Source organism: Paenibacillus sp. FSL L8-0333 (assembly GCF_037965665.1).
Taxonomy (GTDB): domain Bacteria; phylum Bacillota; class Bacilli; order Paenibacillales; family Paenibacillaceae; genus Paenibacillus_AQ; species Paenibacillus_AQ odorifer.
The window spans coordinates 2,418,014-2,434,593 of the sequence record NZ_CP150186.1 but is presented as its reverse complement, the minus strand read 5'-3'; the positions used below and the strand labels follow the sequence as shown (position 1 = coordinate 2,434,593).

At 45.1% G+C, this 16,580-nt stretch carries 14 protein-coding genes; 1 reads left to right on the top strand and 13 read right to left on the bottom strand.

The genetic code is table 11. The features are described from left to right. Window positions 1-13: 13 nt before the first annotated feature. Both NYE72_RS10655 and NYE72_RS10650 read right to left on the bottom strand, forming a co-directional pair. Window positions 14-655, bottom strand: a complete 642-nt coding sequence (locus tag NYE72_RS10655) for a histidine phosphatase family protein (RefSeq protein ID WP_036689381.1) — start codon at window positions 653-655, stop codon at window positions 14-16. 27 nt (window positions 656-682) lie between these two features. Continuing rightward, window positions 683-1,621: a 2-dehydropantoate 2-reductase N-terminal domain-containing protein gene (locus NYE72_RS10650; RefSeq protein WP_036689379.1), complete on the bottom strand. Its 939-nt coding sequence runs from the start codon at window positions 1,619-1,621 to the stop codon at window positions 683-685. A 163-nt stretch (window positions 1,622-1,784) separates the two neighbouring features. On the opposite strand from NYE72_RS10650, the gene NYE72_RS10645 reads away from it, so the two are divergent. After that, complete coding sequence (locus NYE72_RS10645) at window positions 1,785-2,354, top strand: TetR/AcrR family transcriptional regulator (protein WP_036689376.1); 570 nt, start codon at window positions 1,785-1,787, stop codon at window positions 2,352-2,354. Here NYE72_RS10645 and NYE72_RS10640 read toward each other — a convergent pair. From NYE72_RS10640 to NYE72_RS10590, 11 genes are all read right to left on the bottom strand, one after another. After that, window positions 2,345-3,343, bottom strand: coding sequence for an ATP-binding cassette domain-containing protein (locus tag NYE72_RS10640; protein WP_244886461.1), 999 nt, complete (start codon window positions 3,341-3,343; stop codon window positions 2,345-2,347). The two genes, NYE72_RS10645 and NYE72_RS10640, sit on opposite strands and share 10 nt — an antisense overlap. A gap of 34 nt (window positions 3,344-3,377) precedes the next feature. Continuing rightward, window positions 3,378-4,160, bottom strand: a complete 783-nt coding sequence (locus tag NYE72_RS10635; RefSeq protein WP_036689373.1) for an ABC-2 family transporter protein — start codon at window positions 4,158-4,160, stop codon at window positions 3,378-3,380. Beyond that, window positions 4,157-4,978, bottom strand: coding sequence for an ABC-2 family transporter protein (locus NYE72_RS10630; RefSeq protein WP_036689371.1), 822 nt, complete (start codon window positions 4,976-4,978; stop codon window positions 4,157-4,159). Before NYE72_RS10630 ends, NYE72_RS10635 begins: the two co-directional genes overlap by 4 nt. Before the next feature lie 48 nt (window positions 4,979-5,026). Further along, window positions 5,027-6,199, bottom strand: coding sequence for a serine hydrolase domain-containing protein (locus NYE72_RS10625; protein ID WP_038569878.1), 1,173 nt, complete (start codon window positions 6,197-6,199; stop codon window positions 5,027-5,029). 143 nt (window positions 6,200-6,342) lie between these two features. After that, on the bottom strand, window positions 6,343-6,741 hold the full coding sequence (locus NYE72_RS10620) for a hypothetical protein (RefSeq protein WP_339211764.1): 399 nt from the start codon (window positions 6,739-6,741) through the stop codon (window positions 6,343-6,345). 213 nt (window positions 6,742-6,954) lie between these two features. Beyond that, window positions 6,955-8,511, bottom strand: coding sequence for an extracellular solute-binding protein (locus tag NYE72_RS10615; protein WP_076100857.1), 1,557 nt, complete (start codon window positions 8,509-8,511; stop codon window positions 6,955-6,957). Between the two features lie 56 nt (window positions 8,512-8,567). Continuing rightward, complete coding sequence (locus NYE72_RS10610; RefSeq protein WP_076100858.1) at window positions 8,568-10,862, bottom strand: DUF4962 domain-containing protein; 2,295 nt, start codon at window positions 10,860-10,862, stop codon at window positions 8,568-8,570. Window positions 10,863-10,864: 2 nt separating this feature from the next. Further along, window positions 10,865-12,943 (bottom strand): heparinase II/III family protein, encoded by a 2,079-nt coding sequence (locus NYE72_RS10605; protein ID WP_076100860.1) that lies wholly within the window; start codon window positions 12,941-12,943, stop codon window positions 10,865-10,867. Next, window positions 12,940-13,701, bottom strand: coding sequence for a glucose 1-dehydrogenase (locus tag NYE72_RS10600; protein ID WP_076100861.1), 762 nt, complete (start codon window positions 13,699-13,701; stop codon window positions 12,940-12,942). Before NYE72_RS10600 ends, NYE72_RS10605 begins: the two co-directional genes overlap by 4 nt. A gap of 47 nt (window positions 13,702-13,748) precedes the next feature. Next, window positions 13,749-15,545 carry a sensor histidine kinase gene (locus NYE72_RS10595; protein WP_076100863.1) on the bottom strand — a complete coding sequence of 599 codons (1,797 nt, stop codon included), beginning with the start codon at window positions 15,543-15,545 and terminating at the stop codon, window positions 13,749-13,751. Beyond that, the gene (locus tag NYE72_RS10590) at window positions 15,545-16,576 is read right to left on the bottom strand and encodes a response regulator (protein WP_076100865.1); all 1,032 of its coding nucleotides are present in this window, start codon (window positions 16,574-16,576) and stop codon (window positions 15,545-15,547) included. The genes NYE72_RS10595 and NYE72_RS10590 overlap by 1 nt, the downstream gene beginning before the upstream one ends. Between the last annotated feature and the right edge of the window lie 4 nt (window positions 16,577-16,580).

Genomic DNA, 16,580 nt, shown 5'->3' with positions numbered 1-16,580 from the left:
TTGTACCTCCCAATCAATTGGCCATACCAGCAGCCTGATCACTTGATATATGTTCCGTAAGATTTTCTGCTGTAACTGCCCACTTATCTACTTGATACTCTATTTTATGAATACTAGTATATGAAGTCGGGAAATGAGCATTCTTATTCGTCCACGTTAGCCCTTTTAAAATATGGTATATAACATTAATTACGCCACCATGAGTGACCACAATTACATTTTCATTTGGATCAGTACTCTCCAGTTCATTACATAGTTTTGAGAAACTTGAACTTATTCGCGTAAAAAATTCCTGAGGACTTTCTCCTCCTGGAAATCTCTCATCCATTCTTAAAGCCGAGAAATAAAGACCCGGGTATCGTTCATTTACGATTTCATGGGGCATTCCAGCGATTACACCATTGTTCGTTTCTCTCCAATACTGGCTGCTTTCAACAGGCAAATCAAGCTCTCTGGCGATCTCATTTGCTGTATCTAACGCACGTTGCAAATCACTACAAAGAATACGGGTTATGTTAAAGCTAGATTGATTTTCCTTAAGATAATATCCAAGACGTTCGGCTTGTCTATATCCCTCTACTACAAGTCCACGTTGACTCCAACCCCCACGAAAGCCTTCATCATCTATTCCATGCCTTATAAAATATATAGCCATCGATTGTATACCTCCTGAACAAGATTGTTATACATTTGCATTAAACTTCGAAAACGCTTGTTTTTTAAGTTGATCCCAATTGGGCGTTGCAATGTTTGCTTGTTGCTTCAAAATATCAAATGAATTAAACAAAGCCGCTATTTCGCTGAAAGAACCGTCCACTAATTTCATAAACGGTAATTTATGAATTATTGTCAGACCATAATATACAGCCTGCTTGTGCTTTCGAACAAAGTTAACTTGACCTGCTGGAGTAACAGTATAGCTTAATTGCTCCATGATTTGAAACCCCTCGTCCATTACTAAAATGGCTTGTTTTAATAGCTTCTTATCTTTAGATACCTTTTTCAAATCCCCGTCATGCAGATAACTAAGGGAGTTCAAAGCCACTATTGGCACGATATGACTTTTGAGCCAAGCATCCATATCCTCATGATAAGTTAGCTTATACTTAGCGTTCTCAAACGCTTTTTCCAGTAAGTGTTTTATTGGAATCTCACCGTCTAAACTGCCAAGTACCATTTGCCCTCCTGCGTGTATTTTAATAACACGACCGCTCGTTTCCCGAATTCCTGCACTAAGTTGAAATCCGAAGAGTATATTTTTCCTCACATTGCTCATTTCCTGGAGATCCTTTTGCATGCCAAGAGCATCGCCATTGTTCCCCACAAGAATTATATTCAGACTCTGATTCTCAGCTAGAATAGGTAACACAGATGGAAAATCATTATATTTCATAACAACAAAAATAAGATCATAGAGATCATCGGATCGAAGCGTAGAGATGACCTTTACTGTATCCACAGTGTTTTTAATTTGAAAATAATGGCGAAGCACAAGCCCGTCTTTCGTCAATTGCTCTGCTCGCTTCCCTCTGGCAAGCATGGTGACATCATTTCCCCCACGCACTAGAACATGCGCAAGATAGCTGCCTAATACTCCCGCTCCAAAAACTAAAACTCTCATATTTAGCTCCTCTATCCCTTTTTAGACATTTGTTGAATTTTGATCAACTGTTCGATAAAATCAGATTATCACATCTCCGGTAGGGTTCAATCGTTAGTTTGACCGGTTTTGTTGATTTTTCAACAAAATACAATACATTGTTTAATAAAAAGGGAGTCTTATCATGGATAGAAGAATTAAAAAAAACCAAACAGCCATCATGAATGCATTAATTCAACTGATGGCTGAAAAAGATTTTGAAAAAATAACGATCAACGAAATCGCAGAGCGTGCTGATGTAAACCGCGGAACGATTTATTCCCATTATGCGGACAAATACGATCTGATGGATAAATGCCTGGAGGCTCAGCTCCAGCAACTAATCGAAAGCTGCTCCGCAGTGGAGGATGAAACCGAACCCAATCCCTCGAAGGCGTCATTGCTCCGCACGCTGGAACAATTGGAGGAGAATGCTCTTTTTTATAAGACTTTATTAAGAAACAAAGCTCTGCTCTCCTTTAGAAACCAATTACAAGAAATGATAAATGAGCAGATTAAGGTACAATTTTTAGAAAACAATTTTAATCTCGATGAGCTGAGTAAAGATATATCTGTGCAATTTTTAAGTTCGGCGACTGTCGGAGTGATTGAATGGTGGTTTACCCATAGTAATCCTTGCTCTGCAAAAGAGATCACTGAAAAGTTATGGTCCATGCTCGATCTAAATCTGCAGATGATCCGTTCTCAAGCTTGAATATGTTCTCCCATATCCATCTCATAAATGGAGCTGATAATTTTTTCAATGGGAATCTCCTTAATGGATATATCAAGGATCTCTACCTTTTCGCTAAGAATATGCAGAAACTCGCCCATTTTACATTGCTCGGTATCGATCAGCAGCTCCACTTCGTAATCCGATATTCTTTCCGATATCTGAGTGCCAGGCAGATCAATATTTCCAATAGTTGTGGCGGCTGAAAGCCTAACTACTTTTTGGGCACCCAGATGCAGTCGAAGTTCAGAGAACTTGTCGTCATATACTTTTTTCCCTTGATGAATTATAAGTACTCTTTGAACCAAACGCTCTACATCTTCCAAGTCATGTGTTGTCAGAATAAATGTGGTGCCTTCCTGATTCATTTGCTTAATGAATTCTCTGATTCTTTGTTTAGCTATTACATCCAGCCCGATCGTTGGCTCATCTAAAAAAACCACAGGTGGTGAATGAAGCATCGCCATAATAAACTCGCATTTCATTCGTTCTCCCAGGGAAAGGGTGCGCGTGGGCTTAGTAATAATATCGCCAATCTCAAACATGTTTACAAATTGGTCTAGTCTTGTACGAAAGTCGTTCGTAGGAATATCATAGATTTCCTTGTTCATATAAAAGCTATCCAAAGGGGGAATGTCCCATATTAACTGCGATTTCTGTCCGAACAATACCCCGATTTGTTTTACATATTGATTTTTCTGCTTATGAGGGTTGTACCCTAGAACATTTATTTCGCCCGAGGTAGGATAGAGAACGCCTGTCAGCATTTTAATAGTCGTAGATTTCCCTGCACCGTTTGGACCCAGAATGCCAATGATTTCTCCTTTTCCAACACTAAACGAAAGATCTTCTACAGAGGTAATTATCGATTTTTCACGGTGAAACAGACTTTTAAATACACTTTTTGCATCTTGTCCACGGTGATAGGTTTCATATTGCTTGGTTAAGTTCTTGACGGTAATAATGTCCAAGTGAAATTCTCCTTCTTAGATCTTAACTAATCTTTTATCCTCCGGCGCTTTTGTAACTGCGAAGCATATATGTATAGAGCCAAATTCCGAAGGCAGCAAATAATACACAAGGAATAATCGCTATAAAAAAATAGGGTTCCCATCGGCCAATCAGTGTAGATGCTGGAAAGTAGGCAATCATGGAGACCGGAAACAGAAAAGAACTCACAGCTACGACTGCCTTAGGAAAAATCGTCCCTGGATAACGTCCAAAAGACTTAATGCTCTCAAACATCTCCGGCAAGCGGGAATTCGCCACCCATTTGAAGGAAATCGCTGCCACAATAAGCGCCACACCGAACATAACAAGCAGCCCTGCACCAAACAACAACAGGAACAATAACCAAGAGCCTATGGTCATCCCATCGATTCCGCTAAGTGCGTATACGAACATGATTACTCCTCCACCTAAAAGCCCGATACTTTCGAACTCAAAAGATCTGGCCAACAGCAGAAAAAGGCTCGAGGTCGGTTTAATTAATACCACTTCCAAAGTCCCTTCTACAACATGAGACATCGTATTCCACATAATTCCGTTAAAAAAAATCCCGGCACAAGCCGTAGACAGAATAAAAACGGATTGAATTAACAGCGCCTCTTTAAAGGTCCATCCTGCAAATGAAGCATTCGAATTATAAATAAATACCGTTACTAGAGGAAACAACACATTCCCTATGAGCATGATAAGACTATTAAGAATAAAGTTAACACGATAAGTGATAGCAGAAGCAATATTCGCCTTCATGCAGGTTTTATATATTTGATACATACGTTTCATGCGCCCACCCCCGTAAAATGCTTAAGCGACACCGCATACAGCACCCGGCAGACAACTCCGGCAATAATTACGGCTATGAGCTGCAGCAATAACACTTGAGGAATAGGTAAGCTTATATCAGCTAAAGTATAGCTACCTGTATAGACCATTGCTGGAAGAAAGGCCGTATATTGAAACGGTAAGAAAAAGGACGCCATTTGTAAGGATTTTGGGAAAAATACTAATGGAATCAGCGATCCTGAAAATATCCCTTCGCAGAGATTAAAAAAATTACGAATACTAGAGGATTGCACCATCCAAAAGGCGACCATTCCAATACTATAATGAATGAAAAAATTCATCATAAACGCCATAGCTATTGAAAGAATCGCGTAGAGTAAATTTGCGGGTAAGACATCAATATGAAAAATAAAGAAAAAGATCATAAAGCAGGGTAAAAATTCAAACAAAAGCCCAAGTACCCTATGCCCTGCCTTCTGAGATAAAGCAAAGAACATATGATTTAGCGGTCTTAACGAAAACGTAATGAATTTCCCGGTACGAATAAGCATTTGTAAATTCCAATCGGCAAAATCCATAGTCAGATAGTTGATCAACATCGTAGCACAAAAATAGGAAAGCATTTGGGAGAGTGACATCCCGTTGATGTAAGATTCCCCGCTATAAACAGCGCTCCATATATAATACTGCACTAAAAAGTACACTGGGCCTACAAAAATAGAAACCATCGAATGCGTCCTGTACGCACTCCATTCCTTATAAGTAACAAAAGCAACCGCCCTCATAATGCGAAAGCGGTGCTTTATCATCTCAAACATAAGTCACATCCTGCCTATCTATAGATATCACATAAAAAAGTCTTTTTCTTATTCGAGTCCGGACCAGATCACATTGTTTGTACCGAAAATCCCTCTACCGTCCCATATATTTTTATGAAAAGGGATATACCAAACGGCAATCAGCTTTTCTACCGGATCAACGACCAAAGAACAAGACCCCCATCCTTCGTGAAAAAAAGTGCCTTCAGAATAAGATGTACTTTCATTATATCGAAGGTCTGGCCCAAGACCGTATGGTCTATCCGCTCCTCCATCTCCCCATGCGTAGTTTGGAATTTTTTCAGAATTGAACCGCTTGGTCATTCTCTGAACAGCCATCCGACTTAAGACATGACCCCCTTCGTATTCCCCATGGTTAAGCAGCATGATTCCGAACTTTTGTAGATCATTAACGGTTGAATACAGTCCCCCACCAGTTCCGGGAGTCTTGATTTCTTCCTCAGACCTTTGTTCTTCATCCGTAATTTCCCCGTTTTGCAGCTTCTGAAGATATTCCTTGGCTTCTTCCGAACGAATAGCGATCCTACCAGCTTTCTCAGGCGGTATATCAAAGAAAGTATCTGTCATGCCTAACGGTTTTACAATGTGGTCCATTATGTAATCTTCTGCAAAAACACCTGTTATTTTCTCAATAATTGCACCAAGAACCACGTATCCAAACGAGGAATACATCCATTGAGTCCCTACCGGAAAACGAATGCCATAGGAAAGTCCAGCTTTAATCCAGTTTTCTTTTCCAAGCTCTGATTCATAAATATACCACCATGCACTTTTATAGTAAGTATCACTTATAGTTCCATGATCAGGTGCGATGCCGGAGGTATGAGTCAGTAAATGAGCAATTGTAATCGGCTTAAAAGGGTCGGCATCAAACTCTGGAAGAATAGAACTAACTGGTTGTCCCATAAAAATTTTTCCATCATCTGCAAGCTGCCAGATCGCTGTTGCCGTAAACAGCTTGGTAATAGAAGCGATTCGAAAAATTGTATCCGTTTTCAATTCTTGGTCGCTATCTTCTTCGTAACTGAAGCGTCCCCCCGCTCCATTGGCAAATATTTTTCCATAACGACTAAGAGAATAAATATAGCCATCGGCTACTTTCTTATTACAGAGATCCTCATAAAAATGATTAAGTGCCTCTAATCGGTCCTCCCTGTAATTCACTTCGTTCAGCTTGCTAAGCTCTGTGGATGATAACATTATTCGCACTCCCCCTTATTATTCAATAAAATACATGATGCATAAATATCTTGCAATAAAACCCAAATAATTGAAAGGGTGATTTTGCATATAACTATTTTATACTGCTCCAATAATTCTGTAACAGCAATGCTGTAATCTCGTTAACGGTTTGTCGTTAGAGATTTAACTAGTGCCATTCCACTAACCAGACCAAATACTACCCCATCATGTATGCTTGCAAATTTGTAAATCTCTATGTTCGAAATGTTAAAATACATTACTAAAATCGGATACATAAGCAGAAGAAAACTTGGAAGAAACACAATAAACAACAGCGGCAAATTAACAATAAAAGCTTTAGGTAATCCTTCTAACAACGCCAGATAGATCCCATAGACAAACGGGACAATAGCCGTGATCCACACAGTATTTTCTAATTGATAGTTCTTTTGTGCCTCTTCAGTGTAATGACTAATTAGCGAGTTGCCATAATGTAATAAGAGCGCCCCCACTATGATCCAGACAAGATAATATAAAAATTTTGAATTCCGCATCTTCATGAAATCACTCCGTTTCTTTTTAGATAGTTCATTAGAATGTCTCTATTTAACTTACCATATAATCCATACTTTGGATATTGCATTAAAGTAAACTGGTCCTAACTAAAAAGGCTACCTCTCGGCAGCCCTTAATAAATCCTTTGCTTTTTATGCTGAAAAGATAGTGAATTCTCTACAACTTTAATTGAATTCCAGCTCCTCTGGAGGGTAAGTTTATCTGCGAGGCATGGTGACGCCAACTTTGTTATTATATTTTTCCGTAGCTTCCTTGATAACATCGTTGCCGCCCTTGGAAAGCCACTCTTCCACAACCTTCGGCCAGTCGCTGATAGGTTCCTTGCCATATACCATCTTTACCATGTGCGTCAGCAGTACCGGAGGAGCCGTGTCCGAGTTAGGTGCAATGTCTGGATTCTTCACCAAGGCATCTAGCCGCGGGTCGAACTGAATTCCGTCACGGCCTTCATTAGCCAGAATAGTATCATATACATTGATCAAGCTTCTGCCTTCTTCTGTCATGTTAAGGACACCCTTATTATAAGTAGTATCCTGCACCATCCAGAGGAAAGACTGGCGGTAGCGCTCCTCATCTATAGCAGCGGAATCCGCAGGAGAAGTGTATACGATTTTGCCGTTCTCTTCCTTATAGGTTTCGTCCTTGATCCCAAAGGTAAAGAAGGTCTCAGCCTCTTCGCTCAACATCCAGTCAAAAAATTTCACGATATCCGCAGCATTTTTCGTACCTTCCTTGATAAAGTAGGTGCGCGTAGCGGAGCCGTACAAGTAGGAGCCTCCTTTTCCATCAGTTCCCACTGGCGAAGGAATAATCTCCAGCTTGGCGGATGGCGTCGTAGCCTTCAATTGTTGCTCCCACTGCAGAAGCTCGTTGGCATTCATCGTCCACATGCCCGCTTTTCCTGAGAGAATCGCATTTTTGTAGTTGGTCGGGTTAATGGTGGCAAATTCCTTGTTGATCAAACCCTCTGTATACATGGTGTTGTAGGTCTGTAACGCCTTCATCATATTTTCGCTATCCATAAACTTCGGCTGAACCTGGCCGTTTACTTCCTCGAACATAGTCAGATACGGAAAAACATCATAAGCGCCAAAGAAAGCATCCGCATATTTGAAGTCTTGACGGCCCATGTACGGGTTCTCTATCCCCAGCTTTTTGAAGGCACGCAACACAGTCAAGTACTCATCGACCGTTTTTGGAACCTGCAAGCCGGTTTGATCCAGCAGGTCCTTGCGAATCCAAGTCGCCCGGCGGGAGGGATTGGACAGAAACTCCGGTATTGCGTAAATTTTCCCTTGATAGGTGACGTTCTCCCAAGCTTCCTTCGGGATTACTTTCAAAAGGTTCTGGCCGTTTTGCTGCAGCAGATCATCCAAGGGCATGAACACACCAGCTTCAACGGAACCAGCCATTTCCTTGCCATTTACGCCGCCCGAGCCTTGAACGACATCCGGAATATCATTAGTGGCGAACATCTGCACCATTTTCTGCTCGAACTCTTTATGAGGAACCAACACTATATCCAAGTCTGTGTTTGTCATCTCCTCCAGCTTTTTCACCCATTTGTCCTTATTCAAGTCGGGTGATTTCTCAACATAGTTAAAAGCCAGCGTCCGCATCGAGATCGAGAATTCAGTTTTCTGCGGCGTATTTGACGAACCTCCGGCAGTCTCTTCTTTGTCCTTGTTCGAGCAACCTGCAATAACGGTAGCACCCATTACGGTAGCCAGACAGATGCCAATCCATTTTTTCATAATATAACCCTCTCCTTGTACAATGGGGTGTATACGTAAATGAAGATATTTTAAGGCTAATAAGCTTTTGGGATCTCAACCCGGTGGGTAATTCCCTGATTCGTAAAGTAGACATGAACCCCATGGTCCTGATCGTCCATAAAGTACGATACGTAATCCCGGCTTCCTGATTTTTGGGGAATCAGAAGAGTAACGATCCGATGACTTACGGCCTCTTGGGTAGAGGCAGTCAAATGCCAATGCTCGGGCAGCCCTTCCCATTCTTTCGGATCTACATCTGTAAATTGATTGCTTTGGCTAAGTGTCATTTCTCCCGAGGAACTATAGACAAATCTGCCCTCCATCTGAGCTTTTTTACCATTTACTTTAAAAGATTGTTCCTTCAACTTCATGGGATACAGTGTATGAAACAGCCAATCCAATTTTCCCGGACGTTCCAGCTCGACACTGTCTGCAATAACAAAGTAAGCGCTATCAAAGAAAAATATTTCCCGCACATACCGCTTGATATAGGGTACATTCTCGCGGTAGGCTTCGGTGGCATCCATTTGCGTGTAGTTGATTCCGGGCGTACTATACGCCTTCAACACCTTGCCGTAGGCTGCCATGTTCTTCGACTTGTCCGTGCCAGCATATTGGCCTTTGCCGTCAATAAGAATTGCGTTCTTGGAGCGGGTCTGCCTGCGCCACTGCATATGCATCGTACTGTTGAATGCAACGTAATAGCCGCTTTCAATAGCCAAAGGCTCGCCGAAGGCATGCAGCAGGAAGGCGTTTTGATCCCCATGGCTATGGCTCACAGAGCCGTAACGGCTGCTCTTGGTCAACAGCATGATATGTTCCTGCGGATCCTCCATCCGATGATGCATGGCGACCCATCCCACATCCTGAAACCACTTCAGAGGTTCTGCAGCCACCGGTGGCTCTGAAGAAATCTGCGGATAATCCGTGCGATAAACCATCTCATCGAACCGGAAATCCCACCAGCCGTAGTTATAGAAGATCATCTGGGTGTCAGGGTTCAGTTCCTTAGTTTGCTCAAAATACCATTGGTACTGGCCATTCCCGGTTAAACCGGCGAATTGGCGGATATTGAAGCCCGTCTTGAGATTGACCGGATCTCCCAGTGACGATTGATCGCCGAAGCTGGCCCTCACGGTATCCGGACTGAAGCAATAGAGCGGAAAGTCACCGGTTTTGCGAAAGAAAGGACGGTCATAGAAATTGATTGCCATGTATTTGCGAATTAGATTGAGCGCCTCCGTAACGAATGCCATCTGAGTGGTCCAATACATCGGACCTTCGGCCCACCCGCCATCTTTGCCACCCCATGGAGTATACATGGCGGAGAAGTACTCCAGCGTATAATCAAGCCATTCCTGCGCCTTCTCCTCCTCACCCAACATGGAAATACAACACGGTACGAGTACAGAGGATAAAGAGCGGATCGCATGGCTGTCATAAGGAACTTGATGGATGCGGGAACGTTCGATGACATGGAATGCGATCTGCCCGGTTCTTCGCAGTAGCGCCTGCCTTACCTTAAGGCGTTCTTCTTCCGCCAGAGAGCCGTGAAGCCAATCATAGCCCCATGCCAACGCTCCGGCTATGCGAAAGGAGCATTCATCATTGTAATCCCGGCTGGTGGTACCATCCGTGTTCCAGCTTGCCGCATGAAGCAGCCACTCTTTAGCTTTGGCGATAAGCGCCTCGTCCTCCAACACAACTCCAGCTATAGCAAGATGCCGGACAGCATAGAAAACTTCCTGGCAGTCCATATACATCTGCCGCCATAGTGTGGCGACACGCTTATTATCTGAATACGGTGCAGGCTCGGGAATAAGCTCGCGCTTTGTCCAGGGTAAAACGGAATGCTTCAGGAAGTCATCCCAGCCAGTGGAAATGGGGTCTTGGCGGACAACTTCCCGGTAAGACGGAAGTTGCTCCGCTTGAAGCCATAGCCGCGGATGGTGGGCGGAAGCAGTTGAATATCGTTCTGTACGGGAAGGCAGTGGCGTTAGCGGCAATTCATCCTCCACCACAAAAGCTCTTACTTTACTCCACTCGGAACGGATATCATTCTCCCCGATAAGACTGTATCGCCAATAATACGGGCCGGGCGCCAACGGCTTATCCGGGGTAAACAAATTATAGGGAATTCTGCTGTAGGTCAACGTACCTTCCGGCTCAAATCCAGTGTTTGAGGAGATCTGCAGCTCGTACATACTCTCTTCTAGACATGCAGGCATCCAAGTAAACCGCGGAGGATTCTCTCCAACATCTGTATGTTCATCTGGCCCATATGACAGGTCGAGTACGCCGCTGGTAGGTTGAAATAAAGGTTCTAACATCTCTACTCCTCCGTATTCCGGGACTTTTCCTGAATCAGTCCCGCTTTAGGGTCAAGGCAATAGACCACTACTTGCCCAGTTGTTGCTATTTGGATTCGGGGCGGTTCGCCCACCTGACTCACTAGCTTCAGTACAGCAGGTTCGTGACCGTCCCGATAAACCGTAATAAAATTAACCGACGGTCCTTTGTGCCGAAGCATAATACCTCGTAGCAATCTACTCGGGTCTTCGGCATTACCCGGTGTGCGGATTTCATACATAGTGGAGCCGGGCGCCAGTAGAGTACTCGTGGATACTTCATACTCCCGGCCGGTGCTCACTCCATCATAACGGATATTCCACTCCGTATTTAACGGACAATCCGTCTCATTTTTCATTGCGGACAGTACTTCTACTGAGCCATAACCTGCTTCCAGACCAAGGACTGCCGGAGAGTCCGTCTGGACACGGTGAAGGTCGAACGGTAACAGCAAATGTCCCGTCGGATGAAACCATAAGTCCACTTCCTGATCCCGCTCCGTCACCTGCTCAACATGAAACCAATCCAGCAGCCAACCGCCGGCCAATACAAGATGCCGGTCTAGAACAACTCCTTCATAGGCGCCGTCTGAGCGAATCCATAAGTACGTAGCAATGCCTTCCTGACGGAATTGACAGCACCTTCCGGTATGTGGAGCTTGGGAGCGCCCTCCGATGGTAACCGTGTTATGGCTCGCGGTTTCGGAATACCATTCCTTCCGCAAAACAGATCCATAAGGAACCATGCCCAGCTCGGGAGCAACCTCCCCCCATCGGTGCATAATCGTGATATGAAGCTTATCAAAATGCCCATGTGATCCGCCATGCTCTCCGAAATCCGCCAGAACGGACAACGGATTGCCCGGGTGGCGGAGCACGGCGAATCCGGAATCCGGCAGTAGAACAGAGTCTCTCACCCTGTAACTGGTCTGAAGTTCCTTACTCTCACCTGCTCCATACAGCACTGCCTCCAGACCAGTCCTTAATTCCTGTCCATATAGATACCTATAAGCATTCGCCAGTATTGGCTGGAGACTCGGGTCTTTGTAAACCGCAATACCTATTTCAAATACTTCAGCAATTTCTCGGGCGAAAGGAACGCGCGCATAAGGACCATCATGCACGGCTGGAAGCTCCCCGTTATCGCCGCTAAGCTCTACCAGCAACTGAAACATGCCACGGATGGATTGTCCCTGATCTCCTTTGGCAGCATAGAGGTCAACCCCAAAGCGCCCGGACATCTCGGCTGCTATGAGATAAGCCCGCAATACAAAAATGTGGTAGTACGTGCTGCCTTCAAATTCAAAGCCATCTGGCTTCACGCCAATGGACAGATGATGATAGAATCCGCCTTCTCCCTCCAGCAAAGAAGCAAGCTTTTCTCTGGTGCCTTTGGCGGCATATACACAAGCCAGGCTAGCGTTCAGCCATGCGGTATAATTGTTCTCTGCATTCTTCTTCTCGTAAATGAGGATGTGGCGGTATTGCTCCATGCTCTCCTCCAGCATCGTGAAGAATGTTTGAAGCCTCAACTCTTCTTCCTCAGTGAACGTTACTCCATAGTCCACAAGAAGCAGATAGGCCCGAATAAGCGTGGTGGACCAGATAGCCTCTGTCAGCGCCTGATGAAAGGCACGGCCACTAAGCATCCAGGGTTGGGCATCGGGATGAACCGGATACAAGGGGAACTGCTCTGCATAACCGACAAGAATCTTCCGGGCTAAGCTGCTATAGAATTCTTCTCCGTCTGCGGCGAATACCGCGGCAGCTTGCAGGGCGTATCGCGCCATCGCCTGATGCCGGTATACCAGCCATGCTCCCCGGTAGGGTTCACCTTCCAGCTTGCAGCCCTTCGGGCAAGAAAAAACAAACGCATCTTGCTCCATAACATCGAAGATTAGCTCAGTATGATGCTGGGGACATACATATTGGTGCCACCAGCCACCAGGCTCTGACGGGAGCAGAATCTCTTCTCTCCGGAAGGGATCCAGCTCCATTTTCAATTTATCCACCTCAAGACCAACCCAGGAAAAAGTATCTGCTTTCTCCTTAAGGTTCATCATCGCATGAACAAGCCTCCGTTAATTTCAATAATTTCGCCTGTCAGATAATCCGACAGCTCTGAAGCGAGGAAGAGTGCCACATTGCTCACATCCTGTGGAGCACCTTCCCGGCCCAGCGGAATCTTTGCAATCGTTGCCTGTCTTGCCGCATCCGCAGTAAAGGTAGCATGGAAAGCGGTCTGACCGATAAATCCGGGAGAGATAGCGTTTACATTAATTCCATGAGGACTCAGCTCTTTGGCAAGTCCCTTGGTATAAGACCATACCGCAGCTTTGCCCGCTGCATAAATGGAAGCCCCCGGTCCGCCGCCGTCATGGGCCGCAAGGGAAGATACATTGATGATTTTACCGCTTTTCTTGGCAATCATTCCTGCTGCTACGGCTTTGCAGGCAAACACGCATGATTTAAAATTTACGTCCATCACCTTGTTGTAATGCTCTTCGTTCATTTCAGTATTTGGAACCCTATTGATCATACCGCCTGCATTGTTGACGAGAATATCGATGGTTCCGCCGAAATGCTCCTCTATTCCCTTTACCATATTGTCCAATTGGGCAGGACTTGTTGCGTCTGCCTGAAAAGCATAAGCTTCTCCTCCGGCCTGACGGATCGCGTCAACCGTCTCCTCCGCAGAACCAAACAAATAGTTTACCGCCACTTTGGCGCCGGAAGCAGCCAAAGTCTCCAAGATTTGTCGGCCTATCCCTGCATTGGACCCTGTAACAAGCGCAATTTTACCAGTCAAATCAATTTTCATTGCATATTTCCTCCTAGTAGTAGTTTTTTCTGAAAACATCTATCTTCTCACTCCGCAGGCATAGATAAGATCAGCCGGGTTCCCTCATTCTCCACGCTTTCGACACTTAACCCGTATTGTTCATCGAACACCATTTGAATTCTCCGGTGCACGTTCATGAGCCCGATTCCACCTCTATGATAGAGGGAATCTCCTTCCGTATCCGCCAGCTGATTCAGATTCAGCTTCTCACGAAGCTTATCAAGCCGTTCGCGGGACATCCCTGCGCCGTTATCCTCTACAAGAACTAGAAAACGGTCTCCCTCTATTCTGGCGTCGATTCTAATATAGTGCTTGTCTTCAATTCCCTCGGGAAATGCATGCTGAAAAATATTTTCGATCAAGGGCTGAAGTGTAAGCCTGACCATCTTAGCCAGTAGCAGCGTCGGCGGAATTACTACGTCAATTTCGAACTCCCTGCCGATCCTGTGCTTGAGAATCGTCATGTAGCTCAGTACATGATTAAGCTCATTGGCAATCGTAATCTCCTCCAGATTAGTTTGGATGGAGTAGCGAAGCATGAAGGCCATGGCCTCCACTATTTCTGTGATTTCGTCCGAATCCTGAACGACCGCGTAACATTTGATAGTCTCTAATGTGTTATATAGATAGTGAGGATTAATCTGCAGCTGGAGTGCCTGGAATTCAGCTTGATGACGCTCCAGAGCCTCCTTCTGGGTGGTAAGCTCCGCTTCGTATACCCGCTCAATCATTTCGGACAGCCGGGTCACCATGAGGTTGTAGCTGCGCATCAATCCCCCCAGCTCATCCTGACGGCCGTTCATCTCAAGCCTGCGCCACTTGCCTTTTTCCGTTTCCCTCATGCCCTCCTTAAGAATCAGGATGGGCTTCGTGATGGATCGTCCGAACCAGGTTGCAAGGAGCAGTGTGCCTACAAGCGTGAGAACTCCCACCACCAGCGTGGTCGTACGAATGGTAGAAATAGGCTTGCGCAGCTCACCAACGGGTATGGATACTACAAGCTGCCATTTGGAATATTCGGATTTTCTCGACACGAACAAATACTCTTTCCCGTCTACTTTTTCCACCACAGAGTCATTTGGGTGTTGAAATACGTTCTGAATGTGCTCAGCAGATAACCCAGGGTGGTTATTATTCCCTTCCGCCCGATAGAGGAGTTTGCCGAATTCGTCCATGATAAAGTAGGACCCGCCCTGTCCCAGATCAAGAGGTTCCCATATGCGGGCCAGATCCTCTGCCTTAAATTCAATGGCCACTATACCTTTAGGACGATAGGAAGAGACCCCTCTGATTCGTCGGACCATCGTAATAATGTTCTTATCCCCTTCATTCATCACATTCGTGTTGAGAATGGTGATGCGGCCGCTCTCCGGCGTATGTTCGCTTAAGAAACGGTAGCGTTCCTGAGGATGAAACTGCAGGCTATGCGCCTGATAGGAGTTATCATCGCTAATGGCCTTGCCGTGTTCACCGATGATGTACATCAGATTAATCTGAGGATACAGAATAAACAAAGAACGAAACAAATACTTCTGAATGTCATTCGTATATTGATAGTAGGAGAAGCTATCCTCCGGGTCCATATCCAGGAACTCCTTGACTTGATTGTAGGACAGGATGGAATCGCTAGCCTTTTCATAATTTTGCAAATACAGATCCGTTTGATAAGACGCACTTCTGATAACTTGGGCAATGGACTTCTCTGAAGACTTATCCAGCTCAGCCGAAGCCTGAAAATAGGAGATAAATCCAACCATGGACAAGGATAGAAGAATGACGGTGAGAAAGGAGGCGAACAGCTTGTTCGACAGACTCTTTCTCATCAATCGATCCCCAGCTGGTTGCGATACTCGGAAGGAGCCAGCCCGGTGAACTTTTTGAACGTTTTCGTAAAATGAGGATGGTCTGCATACCCGACCTCATAGGAAATATCGGTGATCCGATAGCTTGCATCGGCAAGCAATCTTTTGGCCTTCTCCATCCTGCGTTTTATGCGGTAATGTACAAAGGTCTCTCCCGTTGAGTGCTTAAACATCTGGCTGAAATAAGAGGCATTTAGTCCAAGCACTTCCGCCACTTCTTCCAGCGATACTTCCTGAGCGAGATGCTTTTCTATAAATGCTTTAGCTTCCTCTATCGGATCCTTCGCTTTACCCTTGCGCTTTCTACGAAGCTCTTCCAATATTGCTGCTGACGCTTCTGCGAAACAGCGGAATAACTGCTCAGGTCCAGCTGCTGCGGACAAGTCTAACACGCTTTTACCGGGTGTAACTGAATTGACAAGCAGCTTCTTCACGAGCAAAGCGTAGCCCTCTCCCAGAAGCTCTTTTTGCTGACTTCGGCTCATCTTACGCTGGAGGAAGTCAGTTTCCCATTCCTTCAGTACAAGGTACAGCCTTTCTTTATCCAAGGTCCAGATGGCATCATCCATACGCACGACCCATTCATCGAGCTTAGCGACAGAGACAAAACTCTCTAACTTCTCTCTATGCGCTTCCAGTTTGGCGATCACATTTTGAAGGTTCCCTTTGCTCACGGGTTTCAGGAGATATTCTTTCACTCCATAGGACACGCATTGGCGGGCGTATTCAAAATCCCCATAACCCGAGATGACAACAGTCTGAATATCCGTCTCCATCTCCGACAGCCGCCGGCACAGCTCCAGTCCGTCTACCTTGGGCATACGGATATCTGTAAAAAGAAAATCCGGCTGCTCCTCCATAATGAGCTGGATGGCCTCTTCGCCATTCTGGGCCAGCTTAATGTTATACGGATGCTCGCCGCATTGCTGGATCATGATAGAAAGTCCCTTTCGAATCATGGGCTCGTCGTCTACGATTAATACACATCTCATCCAT